The following is a 13,816-nucleotide window of genomic DNA, read 5'->3' on the forward strand; positions in this document are numbered from 1 at the left end:
AAAAGCTACACTGATTATTAATTAAGTGAGAAAATTTAAACCTAAGAAAAGAGCCGCAACAGTTCCTGCAACAGAAATTTCTCCTTGAATAATTTTTTCTAAAACTGATTCGACAGAAATGAATACGACTTCAATCTCTTCTGTAATATCTAAGTTTTGCTCTCCAACTTTGGTCACATTTTCTGCTAAAAATAAATGTATTTGATTGGTATCTTTACTCGGCTTATCGTATAGAGTTCCTATTTTCCTAAATTCTTGGGGAATATAACCAGTCTCTTCTGTCAGTTCTCTAATTGCTGCTACTTCAGCACTCTCTTTTGTGGGGTCGAAATTCCCTGCTGGCAGTTCTAAGAAAAATTCACCTATTGCATGTCTGTATTGTCGGACAAAAATTATCTCTTTGCTATTAGTAATAGGTAAAACCATCGCAACGTCTGGTTTAATACTGACAAAATAATCATCTATAATTTTCCCATTGGGCAATTCTATTTCATCTTGCCTTACCTGACACCAGTAATTATCTAAAACCATTTTTGATTTTAAAGTTTTCCATTTTTTTAAGTTGGTCATAAATTAAGTAAGAAATAATATGTATGTATAAAAAATTTGTAATGAATGTAAAAAAGTATAACAAATGCATCCCATAATCTAAACTTTGAACTTACACTGGCTTTCCTAACAGCATAGTATGCAGCAAAAGTATGCAAATAAATGTAAATTTATTTACAGTAAACAAGAGATTTCCGTTGACTATTAGTCGAGGTACAACGGCACAGACAACGAATGTATGGGTGAGGATCTCGCATGATGGGATCGAAGGCTGGGGGGAAGCATCGCCATTCGGTGTGGGTAATCATCGGCAATCAACTGATGCAATTAAAGACGGTTTAGAGCAAGTTGTGCCACTGTTGCAAGCATTCAGCCCCTTACAGCGGCAGCAAATTGAGCAAGTGTTAATACAAACTCAAGTTCCTTCTGCTGCTAGAGCAGCCTTAGATATAGCAATGCACGACTGGTTGGGTAAGCGCGTGGGATTACCTTTGTGGCAAATTTGGGGACTTGATCGCAACACCATAGTACCGACTTCAGTCACAATTGGGATTAATTCGCCTGAAGATGCTAGAGCTAGAGCGCGAGACTGGTTACAATTTACTGATGTCCGCCTTTTTAAGGTGAAGCTAGGTAGTCCAGATGGCATAGATGCAGATAAAAAAATGCTATTAGCAGTGCGAGAAGAAGCACCATTACCAGAATTATTTGTTGATGCTAACGGGGGTTGGAGTTTAGAAGATGCGATCGCGATGTGCAATTGGCTGGCTAATTTAGGTATAAAGTATGTAGAACAGCCATTGCTACGCGGACAGGAAAAAAGTTTAGCAAACCTCAAAGAACACTCTCCCATGCCCATCTTTGTCGATGAAAGTTGCTTCACAAGCTCCGATATTCCCCATTTGGCAAACTACGTGGATGGTATTAATATCAAACTGATGAAATCAGGAGGACTAACCGAGGCAATGCGAATGGTACATACAGCGCGAGCCTATGGGTTGCAAGTGATGTTTGGTTGCTATTCTGACAGTTCGCTAGCTAATACAGCAGCATTACAGCTAGCGCCACTAGCTGATTATTTAGATTTAGACAGTCACCTTAATTTAATCGATGATCCCTTTACGGGTGCATTGCTAAAAGAAGGGAAAGTTTTGCCAAACGATTTACCAGGTTTGGGGGTACAACACAGTGCGATTACCACTTAATCAACGAGTAGCTATCTTGCTGCATGAGGGAATTAGCGGATATCACGGCAAAACAGGGCTAGCAATTTTACGTTACAGTGAAGCCCCAATCGTAGCCGTAATCGATCGCGAATGTGCTGGCAAATCCCTACCAGAATTAACAGGTATCAAGCGTGATGTACCAATTGTGGCATCGGTAGCCGCAGCCCTTGAGTACAAGCCAGAAGTCTTGGTAATAGGCATTGCCCCAGGAGGTGGCGCTGTACCAGATGATTACTGGCTGGAAATCAAAGACGCTCTACAAGCTGGGATGTCGTTGGTGAATGGTTTACATACACCAATGGCAAGCATCCCAGAATTAAATGCACTGCTCAAACCAGGGCAACTAATTTGGGATGTCCGCAAAGAGCCGCCTAACATAAGTGTTGCTAGTGGGATAGCTCGCACCCTCCCGTGTCAGAGGGTGTTGACAGTCGGAACCGACATGGCGATCGGTAAAATGTCAACCAGCCTAGAGTTACATTGGGCATCAAAACAACGGGGCTGGAGTTCTAAATTCCTCGCCACTGGTCAAACTGGGGTAATGTTAGAAGGGGACGGCGTGGCTTTAGATGCCGTGCGGGTAGACTTTGCCGCTGGTGCTGTGGAACAGATAGTCATGCGCTATGGCAAAAACCACGACATCCTGCACATTGAAGGACAAGGTTCACTGCTACATCCTGGTTCAACAGCAACTCTACCCCTAATCCGTGGTTCGCAACCAACTCAACTGGTGTTAGTACATCGGGCGGGACAAGTTCATGTACGTAATCATCCCCATGTAGTAATTCCACCTTTACCAAAGGTAATTCAGCTTTATGAAACTGTTGCTAGTGCTGGTGGTACTTTTGGAAGTGTTCCTGTAGTGGGTATAGCCCTTAACACAGCCCATCTAGATGAGTCTGCGGCTGAGGAAAGCATCGCTCAAACAATAGCAGAAACTGGGCTACCTTGCACCGATGTAGTCCGTTTTGATGCCAATGTGCTTTTGGATGCAGTGATGAAGAATTAGATGTAGATTTTACTTGATCCAAAAATGATTGCAACAGATGGAGTGCTAAATGTGATTACCAGTAGAGACGCGAAATCGCCGTGCTAATGTGTCTCTACTCTTTTATACCATTTTGGAATTTAGATTTTGCAATTTAAAAAATTGCGTAAACGTATAGGGGTGAGTCAATAGATATGGCGCTTTCGTTGGCTGGGGCAGCTTCGCCTAAATCCCCCATCCATGATAAGTAACTTTTATATAAGTCATAAATATTTTTTTGTCAAGTCATATTGACCTTTTGTAACAATATTGTTAAATTTAGTTACATAAGTAAACAAAAAAGAGAAAAAACTATGTACACCACCACCAATGAAGACGGCATTCTGAATAACTACGCAGCTGAACCCAAGATACACTACGCCGAATATCCAGCAATTTGGGAACAACGTAAATACGTTTTACAGGGTCTTTTTGCAACTTTAATTGTCACTACTTTAGTTTTGGTTGGTTTTAGCGTTAGTTAAGATTTTTCGATTTTGGTATCGCTGTATCTCATCGTCATTCGTACTTCTCTCTCAAACCTTGGTTAGTTTCGCCGAGGTTTTTTGTGTTTTACTACTGTGCGATTGTATCTCAAACTGCGATCGCCCATAAAATAAAGACAAATCAATAAAAAGGGGTGTTTATGGCAACCCAACTTGGTGAAGCTAAATCTTCAACAGAACTGATAATCTCTTGGGAAGCGTTGCCGGCAGATTTTCAGTTAGAGGATGAACCCGTGGAAAATACAGGTCAGCCACTATTAGCTGGTGCTTTGCGCGAAAGCCTTGAGATAAGTGGTTTCATCCAACCCCAGATGTTAATCGCCTCAAATTTTGGACTTTGTGCGACGATAAACGGTCAGTTTGTGGCGAAAGCACCTGACTGGGTTTATGTGCCATCGGTAAATGAAGTTTTAGGAGAACGCAAAAGCTACACACCCAATTTAGAGGGTGATATTCCAGCAATTGTAATGGAATTTCTATCTGACAGTGAGGGTGGAGAATACTCTTTTAAGCGAACCTATCCACCAGGAAAATGGTTTTTTAACGAGCAGATTCTTCAAGTCCCAATTTACGTGATTTTTGACCCAAATGGCGGTTTATTAGAATTTTATCAACTCGAAAACAGGCGCTACGAGTTGCAGCAACTTGACGAAAATGGCCGTCATTGGATTGATTCAATGGGTTTATTTTTGGGAACTTGGCAAGGAACAAAAGAAGCTAGAACCGGTTACTGGTTGCGCTGGTGGGATAAGACAGGTAATTTGTTACCTTGGGCAGTAAAACAAATTGAACAGGAACGTCAACGCGCCGAGCAGGAACGTCAGCAAAAAGAACGGCTAATTGCCTACTTACAATCTCAAGGTATCGATCCAAATAATTTGCCTTAGCATATATAGACAAAGTTTTCAAGTAGCTGGGTTACTCAGTTTAAGCAAATAAGTGCTAAGGTGCGATCGCTTTATCTGTATTTTGCTAATTCCTCTTACTGCCGACTGCGAAAACCCTGTCTTCCATTAACTTGGTCAAAGAGGACATCGTATTTATCAAAAAATGCGATGCCAGTATTTACAAATGTAGCAAGTTCTGATTGTGGCGAGATACTCAAATTCCAGCGATTAAATCCGTCGCGGGTTCCTGGTGTCAGGCTGTAATCAAAAATGCTATTAATTGCTAGTTTCAGAGCATTTGCTGAACGTAATACTCCTGGTTTGAGTTTACCTGCTGTGGAAGCTGACTTGAATTCAGTCCAACCATTAATAGTTCCGGTATCAGTGAGCATTTTGCCATTACAAAGATTTTTAGCAGAACTCCCAGCAATAGTTAAACAAACTTTGCTCAGTTGAGAGTCCCATCTGTTACCGGGTACACCATTAATTTCGCTTTGTTTACTCCAAGCAGCCATTTTGAAACCTGCTTGATTATTGGCAGTCAAACCGAGAATTAAACTACCATTGTTGTTACTACCACCATTTCCAATCACAATAAATCCGTTACTCAGATTGCCTGGTAATTTTCTCAACGGATTATAGGGAAGTGACTTTTCAAAATAGTTGACGCCGATAATACCAGAAAATGGCACACCACTCTTTGCTGAACAATTGGGCTTTTGGGCAGTACATTGGCGACTAGTAACAATCTGCACCGGAACGGGTTCTGCTGCGGGAAGCAAACCAAACCGAACATTAGTATAAACTAATTCTCCCTCCAGGATAGTACCATCACTTAATACCTCCTTGATATTTTGTCCCGTTCTGCGGATTGGAGCATTACCTAAAAACTCTTTGGGAACTCGCAGCCCTGCTGAACCTGTATCTAATAAGATACGCTTTGGCTGACCACCTGCGATCGCCATTTCTAGAAAATAGCCGCGAACACGTTGACCAAGGGAAGGTTTTGGATATAAAGGTAGGGATATGGTATCAAAAGTTGGCTTGCGGGGTATATTTTGAGAGATGTCGCGCAACGCTGGGTTTGGGAAAAGAGCCGCAAATGCTGACTGGCGTTGTGCTACTGGTTCAGATGCGATATCCCAAAGGCTTTCGTAGTAGAAAAAGCCGATACCTAAACCGCGTTGTTGCACTGCTTCTACCTGGGATTGAATTTGTGATATGGAAACTGGACGATTTCGTAACCCCGCCATAATACCGATACCAGTTGGGATGACTTGTTTTGTTTCTAAAATTTCTGGGCGGGTAATTTGAGCAATAAAACTTTCCAAATCATTACGGTACACTTGCATGACTAACTCATCGACAATACCCAACCGTACCCAGTTGAGCCAGTCTTGCAGTTGCAGCTTGTAGGCGAAATCATAATAATTAGGAGCAACTGAGAAGATAGCATTCGGTTTTCGCGCTTTCACGGTTTGCTGGAGGTCTACGATGAATGCCGTGATTTTATCTGCCCGCCATTTTATCCATGCTTGGGCTTGGGGATTAGGTGGAGGAGGATTCCCAGTTTCTTGAGTATATAGACTAATTGTGTACTTATCGTAACCAAAATCCACAGGTAAACTCGTATTATCGTCAAATTGAACGCCATCAGCATCGTATTGAGTAATGACTTCCATCACGAGTTCGGTGAAAAACTTTTGCACTTCCGGGTGAAACGGATTCAACCACGCTACTTCACCCGCAGCACTAATTGAAGTTTGAGTCCCATCCGGCTTTTGTGTCAGCCAATCTGGATGCTGGGATGCGAGTTCCGAAGTTAGGGGAACCATGAAACCAAATTCAAACCAGGGTATTGCTAGTAGCCCTTCTCTGCGGGCTTGGCTGATAATGTCTGCAATCACATCTTGTCCATCTGTTCCCTTAAAGAAGAAGGGGATACCCATTTTTTGCATGATGGCACTGGGATATTGTGTATAACCATCGTTCCACACTACTGGATAAACAGTGTTAAAGTTTAACTGCCGCAGTTGGCTCATAGCTGCTTGCACCTGTGAGCGATTTCGGAAAATGTTAAAATCATTACCACTTAGCCACACCCCCCGAATTTCCTGACGAGGTTGAGGAGGTAGTTGGGCAACAGCAGGGGCAAAGCTGTTAAGTAGCAATACAGCAACAAACGATATCAGACATAATAATGGCAGCAGACGCTTCCTTAAAAGCCACCAACCTTGACGAATAAAAGGCGATGTTTGGCGACAAGCCCTTTGGGTTCGCAGTCGCCTGCGGAGGGAAAACGCCAGATGCTTCAACGGGGGGAACCCCCGCAACGCACTGGCTCCCCTCCCGCAGCGCTGTCTCACCGCAACTCTATCAGACGCTTTGCGTAGCTTACTCCTATGTTGAAGTAAGCGTCTACGCACAGGGTTAAATAGTAAGTTAGTTAGAGTAGCATTAATTTTTATGCTTTTTTCCCAAAACTGAGTTGTCATTACTGCTGCTTACTAAATGAGGTTAATTGGTTATATTTCATTCCATATCAACGTTAAATTGCTACACCAGGAAAACTGATACAGTAATTTAGCTACAAGATAGTTGACGCAGTTATAGAGTTAGTAGTGCCAAATATAAATGTTTCAAATGTAACCTGTAATAAATTCTCGTTGCTCTCTAAAACTTGAGCAAAGTTAACCCTTATAAAAATAGGCAAACTGACGCCACAGTGTTCTAGCGTGGGCTACGCCTACGCCTGGTAGATTTTTGGTATAGCACCATTCCTCTTATTCAAATTAAGTCACAATGATAATAGGCAATCATAGAGGGTACTGTTATGTTTCGTTTAACTCAAATTGTTCGGAACTTGTTCCTTCGTCTTCAAGGCTTGTTTGGTGTTTTATTCCAAAGTTTTTCCAATTTCGTCGGAAATTTATTTGGTTTTTTTGCCAAACTGTTCGGATTTACTAAGTCTGATTATTTCTTGGAATCTGATCAGGTGCAAGGCATAAAGCAAGCTTCTGCAAAAGAGCCAATTGAAACGAATCAGGATAACACTGCTAAAATTCCTACCACTAACCGCCGTCGTCCTAATGCCAAACTTGACGACTACTTCCTCAACATGGCTCGTGATGTGAAAAAGAACTAATAAAAGCCATCAATTGGAGGGTAATCCTAGTAAAGTGTAGACCCAAAGCGGCTTGTCGTTAGACATCGCCGTAGGCGATCGCTTTGTCTGGGTAAGAGCATCTCAATTAGGCTGGATACAAGGACTCAGAAGAGTCTAATATATGCTGACTCTTCTCGCTGTTTGCTTCTGAAAACATAATCATGTCTCTAAACCCGCTTGTCAACAGCATTTGATATGCGCTTACTCTAATCGCTTTTCGCCATCACACTTCCAATTTTTCCTCTCAGAAATTTTATATATTCTCTAATACTTTGTCAAGCTAGCTTTTAGGGTTCATAGTAAGCACTTTAGCGCTTGGAAAATAATGACTAAAGTCTTTACTAGGAACTTGCTTAACCATCAATTTCAAATTGACAGACTACTATAAACTAAGCACAATTTTAGTTACTTTGTGCCTAACTCTTGCATTTATTGATGGCGCATGAGCATTCTATTTAGTTTGTTGAAAAACTTTCGTCTACACGGGTATAGCGTGAGGGCAATTTTCTGAAAAATCATCTAGCCACAATTAACGGATTTCTATGTGCGTAGGCGTAGGCCGCCCCAGGCATCGCACCTTTAATAAGAATAATATCCAATTTGAGGCTAGACAAGAGCTAAAGATATTTTTGATATTGAATGTTTTCTTGATTTTTAACTTACTAAATCAACTAAAGCGTTGCTCCGAAAGCGGACTATAGATGAAACTGAGCAGCCACGATAATTCTCAGAAGTGAATACTGATAGTGTGATATTAGCTTCACCAGGATCTAATATGCGTTTTACCTTGCAGGTTTGCATTTTGTTGTTGCAGTAAGCAATAATGCGATCGCCAGCCTTGACATCTAACGCTTGAATTTTCAATTAATACCAACCTCGCCCAAGAATTTGTTTAGCTAAAGGAAAAATATATTACTATATTTTCCTTGCTCAACAATTGCAGTGTTTCTTAGTATAACACAAAAATCAAGGTCATTAATATTATCAATTTTCTTTTGATAATGTCAAGTTTCTTTATGCTCAAAACTCTATTAAATGCTGAATTTTTAGGAAATAACGATCCAATCCCAACCTTCGCGCAGGGTATAGTACAATACGGAATAAATCCAGCTACCATCTCAATGAACAAGATTTGGGGCAATAATCCCTTGTTAAAGGTAGGCAAACTGACGCCACAGTCTACTAGGTGGGAACCCTCATCTTCAAAATCCAGATGGGATAATGCTTTGCTTTAACTTCTTTGCAGAAGACAGGAAACGTCTTTAGTCTAAAAACCAAGCAAAGCCTGCCTACGCAGACTTTGCTTGAGTAGCCCCAGACTTTAGTCTATGGGCGCTTTCATATTTTTGCAGGAGATTGAATAACTAATTTCAATCAACGTCTTTAACTGTTCTCTTCACTGCGTTTCCTGCATCCTCAGCCCCACGCTGAACATTTTTACCAGCATCCTCAGCCCCACGCTGAACATTTTTTGTCACGTCATCAGCAGCATTCTGGGTATTGCCCTTAATATTTTCAATTCCTCGCTGAGTTCCCTTAACAACACCTTTGCGAACTTCTTCAGCTGAACTGCCGATATCTTCACCCAGGTTCTTCACTCGTTCACCAAGGGGTGTACCTTCCTTGTAATTTCGGCCATATTCCCCTGGACTGTTAACCCCTTTCTCGTCAACATTCCTTTGAGCATTTTTTGCCATCGCATCACCTCTGTCATTCGCTGCCTTTTCATCTTTTGCTCTAGGATCTACATCACTAAAGTTATTTATTCCACCAGCAGGAGAAGAGAGAGGATAATCTTTTGTGGGATCATATCGTTTGGAATAAGGTGATTGAGCCTCAGGCTTTGGTGGCTGTGTTGCTGTTCCTGGATCACCACAAGCTTGTGTCAGAAATAAGAACATTCCTGCTAAAAAAACAGTTAAAACTTTCAAGGGACGAATGTTTTTCAGCCAATTCATTGCTTTTTTCATACTTCTAACTCCTGGGATTTTCGTGACTAAGTTAAACTTCAATCAAGATAGCATTTGGATTGATTTAAAATGCCAAACATTAAGACAAAATAAGGGTTCTATCTGCCTAATGCTGGATTTTTTTGTAATTCAGGTCTTGTACCGGCATCTGATTTATTCAAAAAGCCGGAAGCTTCTTCAACAGCCTCTTTTACAGTCTCAAGACGATCTTTAACCCGTTCGCCTACATTTGATTCATTCTGAATCAAACCACCTGGTTCAGGTTGTTGGAAGTCTTTATCTGTGATGATTGGCAGTTCTGCTTCTCTGTTGACTCGATCCGCTGGTGTCTCGCCACTAGGATAAAGTATCTGGGATTCTCTATTTGTAGCAATCAACAATTGTGAACTTGATTGTAAGCTAGCTTCGTCACGTCCCTGATGGGCTTTTGGATTTGTTATTTTCGGATCGGTGGACATTTGGTTGTTGGTATAATTGTCTCCACCATTCTTATAAGGATTGTTTGCTCCGCCAGCTTGCACAGCAGGATTTTGTGGATTTGCACCTTGAGCATTTGCCCCACTACAAGCAGTGCTAACTATTAATAATAGTCCAGCGAAAAAGATAGTTAATATCTGGCGCAATCTTATTTTTTTCAAGAATACTCTCACAGTGTTCATGTAATCCTCCTTACCAAAATATTAATCAGCTAATAGTTTACTGAACCATTGGATTGGTCAGCAAATTGTGCTTGTCTTGGTTTGCTCACTTTCGATAACCTCTATTAAGGATATGAATAATAAAATTAACTTTACCTCTAGCGCAGGCCACATTTTAATTAGTAATAATAGAATATTTTTATCTAACTATAGAGAGATATAAAATAAAGTAATATAATTTTCGTAAAAAAAACTACATCAACCTGTTTAATCCTTCAAAAGCTTTAGATAAGTAGCTGATGTACTGTAATAGTTGAGGTATTCAGCCCTTGTTGCTCTAACTGTTAAATTACTAAATTCATGAAGCAATTTTTACGCTGGATAATTTTGGGCGGAACGCTGTTTTTTTTAAGCAAAGCTCTGAAGGATAATTGGATTGAAGTGATTGCTATCCGCATTGATGGGGTAGGATGGGCAATTATGGCGATCGCAACAGGCGTCACTTTACTGGCACATACTTGGGCTGGCTGGATCTGGACTTGGATTCTGCAAGAGTTAAATCAACCTGTATCATCTCCCCAATTCATCCAAGTTTACCTAAAAACGAACATAGCTAAGTATTTGCCAGGTAATATCTGGCATCACTACGGGCGAATTATGGCAGCAAAAAATGCCAATATTTCTGCTGGTGCAGCTACCTTAAGCGTTTTGCTGGAACCGCTACTGATGCTAGCGGCTGCTTTAATCATCATTGTCCTATGCAGTAGCCAATTTGCAGCAGCTAATACTACCCTTGTTCTGCAAATATTACAATTGCTGAGTTTAGCTGTAGTCCTTTGTGCGATTCATCCTTGGTTTTTAAACCCACTTATTCGCTTTTTATACAGATTGAAAGCAAAAAAGTCTGCTGCTACCACTGAGCCAACTGTTCCCTTCAGTCTTAAAAGCTACCCTTTACGACCTTTGTTAGGAGAATTGGGCTTTATGGGACTACGTGGAACTGGGTTTATATTAACTATGTTCGCCCTGGGTTCATTGAGTGTGAATCAAATTCCTTTGTTGTTAGGGGCTTTTAGTTGCGCTTGGTTGTTAGGGTTTATCATTCCGGGGGCGCCTGGTGGGTTAGGTGTGTTTGAAGCGACTGCATATGAACTTTTACGACACCACTTTCCAGCCGCCTTAGTATTTAGTGCGATCGCTCTATATCGCCTCATCAGTATTTTAGCTGAAACTGCCGGTGCTGCTTTGGCTTGGTTAGACGAACGCCTTGCTAAATCATGAATCAGGCGACACTCATTTGTGTCTATCTACCTTCATCTGTGAAAATACACGATAATCATCCAGATTCAACTGGAAATTACTGCTTTGATCTTCTTCTTTCATCTTAATCAAGTTGTATTCTACGTTTTCTGCATAAATTGCAAACGTAATATTAAAAATCTCGATAAAATTGATTATCCACTTGCATTCATCTTCAGGATATTTTTCGTAATAACGAATTAGATGAGCAATCCTAAGTTCTAAATGCCTGCGGGAATTTCTAGAAATCAAAATAGTTTTTAGCAGTATAATCACCAATGTTAGAGAGTGACCTGGAGTAACCAATAATATAAATAATGACGAAGGTTCTTTACCATTTTCTGTCGTCAAACAATCAATCACTCGATTACAGGTTCTCAGGAATAATTCTTTAGTGATAATTTCTTGATTATAATTTTCCTTCCATAAGGATAACTTCTCTGCAAACTGCTGCCGCAAATTCCCGACTAATTCTTGATTATCTCCAGAAAAAAAGAGATATTTATCTATACTTTTTTTAAATTCTTTAAGAGTTTGATTTTGAGTTTGTTTGATAAATATATTGGCAATATTTTCATGGCTAAATATACCCTTTTTTAAAACAATTGTTTTTATTAAATGCAGAACATTATCTCCCAAAACACTGGGATTTTTGTAGCGGGCTGTGGTTGAGACAGCAGATTGAGAACGAGCAATATACATTGCTAGTTCAAACTTATATTTGTCTTTTATCTGTCTATAAAGCCTTCTAGCAGCCTCTTGTTGCTCTCGGCAATTATTCTCATTAACAGATTGATCAATTAATAAATAAGAAGTGTAGCGATTAGCCCAATGACCTTTAGATAATTCCTCATGTTTAGTAGCAAATAATTTTATTTCTTGGTAATCTTTGCTGGATATAAAATTTTTGAGCCAGCTTTTACGGATATTTCTCCCTAGAAAATCATTGGTATCTAATTTCCGACTTTCATGAACAAATATATTAACTAATTTTTGGATATATTTGTCTTTTCTATTGGTTTTCCAATTATTAATTATTATGTAGATACACCGCTTAAGTGTATTACAGTACTCTTTTTCATTATTATCTAAAAAAATGCTGTATATCCCAGGTATTGAATGGGAATACTGTGAATCAACACCGTCTATAAATAAACCTTTGAATTCCCGTAAAACATCATCTGGCGGCAATTTTTTGGCAATTTCGACGAAGAAGCTATAAACCTCCTCTTGTGCAATTTGCACATTTAGCTGTTTAGAGTTAGACGTAACATAATCGGGATCTTGCTGACTAATTGATAAACTATTAGCGCTCATTCCAGTTATCAGGACAAAAAAGCTTCCTGTTCATATTATTACCAGCTTAACCTTGGTGAACAGTAGCATCAATCTATTCTTAAGAGATTCAGTAATCTTTTTACACAAATTTGATAAACTCGGACTATAAATAAAGTATTAAACATAAATTGTTTAATAATTCATCAAGGAGTTAAGTGAAATTACTTAGTCTTAATAATCAGAGCCAATACAAAAGTATATGGGCGAGTTGATCTACCATTAAATACAACCCGCCCATACCTTATATAGGTGTGACTTTACCCATAACTTTGCCGCTACTGGAACCATAACTTTGCCGTCAACAACACTAGAACCCTCATTCTTGCGTCAGCGAATTTTGGATGAAATTGACAGTTTGGAACCATAACTTTGCCGTCAGTCCAAATTGGAAGGATAAGCTTGCCGTGAGTCCAATCAAGGATAGAAAGCAGGAAAGTGCCGGATTTTTTTAGAATGCAGCAGAAGCGGTTTATGCTGGTATGGGATAGAAACTTTCGGCTATCCATCTGTTCTGAGTAATTACTGGAGTATTAGAAGATCCTCCTAACCAGTGAGAAAATTGAGAATAATAGCCTAAACTGGATTGCCACTCTCACCAAAGTAGTTGGCGATGACAATGAGGACAACTTTGCACAAGAGGATGTTGATGTATTAAACCAACTCTGACATCTTTAAATTTTTCTCGAAATTCCCGTTTATGGCAGCCATATCACTTCACAGTGAGGAATATGTAGACTTGACGTTTAAGTTAAGAGGCGCACCGATTCCTCTTGATAATGGTTATGTTGTCTATAGTGCTTTGTCGAGTATTTGTCCTAGCCTTCACGAACTAAAGTCTATTGGGATTCATCCGATTGCTGGAATACCGACCAGGAACAATTTGCTTGAACTCACTGCTCAATCTCGTCTAAAAATTCGGATTTATCATCAACAAATTCCTTTAATTTATCCTTATTTAGCGGGTCAAGCTTTTCATTTAGGTCAAAATTTTTATCAACTAGATATTCCTGACTACAAATCGGTAATTTCTTCAGAAAGTGTCTATTCAAGATTAGTAGTAATTAAAGGGTTCCAAGACTCTAATAACTTTATTGAAGCTGTTCAACGGCAACTAGATAATACCAAGTTGCAATAGATAGTATTATTTAAGGGAAGTAAAATCGGTGTACAGCGATGCCTCGTACTCGGATTAAGATCATTCCTCACCTGG

At 39.9% G+C, this 13,816-nt stretch carries 13 protein-coding genes; 7 read left to right on the forward strand and 6 right to left on the reverse strand.

Annotated elements, in window-relative coordinates:
- Positions 1-21: 21 nt before the first annotated feature.
- Positions 22-570 carry an NUDIX hydrolase gene (locus V7K40_RS30660; RefSeq protein ID WP_334966519.1) on the reverse strand — a complete coding sequence of 183 codons (549 nt, stop codon included), beginning with the start codon at positions 568-570 and terminating at the stop codon, positions 22-24.
- Between the two features lie 131 nt (positions 571-701).
- Between V7K40_RS30660 and V7K40_RS30665 the strand changes: the two genes are divergently transcribed.
- The 4 genes from V7K40_RS30665 to V7K40_RS30680 all read left to right on the forward strand — a co-directional run bounded on the left by V7K40_RS30665 (position 702) and on the right by V7K40_RS30680 (position 4,195).
- On the forward strand, positions 702-1,754 hold the full coding sequence (locus tag V7K40_RS30665) for a dipeptide epimerase (RefSeq protein WP_334966521.1): 1,053 nt from the start codon (positions 702-704) through the stop codon (positions 1,752-1,754).
- On the forward strand, positions 1,738-2,784 hold the full coding sequence (locus V7K40_RS30670; protein WP_334966523.1) for a DUF1611 domain-containing protein: 1,047 nt from the start codon (positions 1,738-1,740) through the stop codon (positions 2,782-2,784). The genes V7K40_RS30665 and V7K40_RS30670 overlap by 17 nt, the downstream gene beginning before the upstream one ends.
- Positions 2,785-3,116: 332 nt before the next feature.
- Positions 3,117-3,287: a ssl1498 family light-harvesting-like protein gene (locus tag V7K40_RS30675; RefSeq protein WP_334966525.1), complete on the forward strand. Its 171-nt coding sequence runs from the start codon at positions 3,117-3,119 to the stop codon at positions 3,285-3,287.
- Between the two features lie 161 nt (positions 3,288-3,448).
- Complete coding sequence (locus V7K40_RS30680) at positions 3,449-4,195, forward strand: Uma2 family endonuclease (RefSeq protein WP_334966527.1); 747 nt, start codon at positions 3,449-3,451, stop codon at positions 4,193-4,195.
- A 95-nt stretch (positions 4,196-4,290) separates the two neighbouring features.
- On the opposite strand, the gene V7K40_RS30685 is transcribed toward V7K40_RS30680, so the two are convergent.
- Positions 4,291-6,690: a glycoside hydrolase family 10 protein gene (locus V7K40_RS30685; RefSeq protein WP_334966529.1), complete on the reverse strand. Its 2,400-nt coding sequence runs from the start codon at positions 6,688-6,690 to the stop codon at positions 4,291-4,293.
- A 338-nt stretch (positions 6,691-7,028) separates the two neighbouring features.
- Between V7K40_RS30685 and V7K40_RS30690 the strand changes: the two genes are divergently transcribed.
- Positions 7,029-7,340 carry a threonine dehydratase gene (locus V7K40_RS30690; protein ID WP_334966531.1) on the forward strand — a complete coding sequence of 104 codons (312 nt, stop codon included), beginning with the start codon at positions 7,029-7,031 and terminating at the stop codon, positions 7,338-7,340.
- Positions 7,341-8,015: 675 nt separating this feature from the next.
- Here V7K40_RS30690 and V7K40_RS30695 read toward each other — a convergent pair.
- From V7K40_RS30695 to V7K40_RS30705, 3 genes are all read right to left on the reverse strand, one after another.
- Complete coding sequence (locus tag V7K40_RS30695; protein WP_273764590.1) at positions 8,016-8,225, reverse strand: hypothetical protein; 210 nt, start codon at positions 8,223-8,225, stop codon at positions 8,016-8,018.
- Positions 8,226-8,731: 506 nt separating this feature from the next.
- On the reverse strand, positions 8,732-9,331 hold the full coding sequence (locus V7K40_RS30700) for a hypothetical protein (protein WP_334966533.1): 600 nt from the start codon (positions 9,329-9,331) through the stop codon (positions 8,732-8,734).
- A 98-nt stretch (positions 9,332-9,429) separates the two neighbouring features.
- Positions 9,430-9,990, reverse strand: coding sequence for a DUF6658 family protein (locus tag V7K40_RS30705; protein WP_334966535.1), 561 nt, complete (start codon positions 9,988-9,990; stop codon positions 9,430-9,432).
- A 339-nt stretch (positions 9,991-10,329) separates the two neighbouring features.
- Between V7K40_RS30705 and V7K40_RS30710 the strand changes: the two genes are divergently transcribed.
- The gene (locus V7K40_RS30710) at positions 10,330-11,250 is read left to right on the forward strand and encodes a lysylphosphatidylglycerol synthase domain-containing protein (RefSeq protein ID WP_334966537.1); all 921 of its coding nucleotides are present in this window, start codon (positions 10,330-10,332) and stop codon (positions 11,248-11,250) included.
- A 12-nt stretch (positions 11,251-11,262) separates the two neighbouring features.
- On the opposite strand, the gene V7K40_RS30715 is transcribed toward V7K40_RS30710, so the two are convergent.
- Positions 11,263-12,585: a hypothetical protein gene (locus tag V7K40_RS30715; RefSeq protein WP_334966539.1), complete on the reverse strand. Its 1,323-nt coding sequence runs from the start codon at positions 12,583-12,585 to the stop codon at positions 11,263-11,265.
- 718 nt (positions 12,586-13,303) lie between these two features.
- Between V7K40_RS30715 and cas6 the strand changes: the two genes are divergently transcribed.
- A complete protein-coding gene (cas6, locus tag V7K40_RS30720; RefSeq protein WP_334966541.1) occupies positions 13,304-13,741 on the forward strand; it encodes a type I-MYXAN CRISPR-associated protein Cas6/Cmx6 in 438 nt (145 codons plus the stop codon).
- Positions 13,742-13,816: the final 75 nt, after the last annotated feature.

Origin of the sequence: Nostoc sp., assembly GCF_036917195.1 — a bacterium.
In the GTDB taxonomy this organism is placed as follows: domain Bacteria; phylum Cyanobacteriota; class Cyanobacteriia; order Cyanobacteriales; family Nostocaceae; genus Nostoc.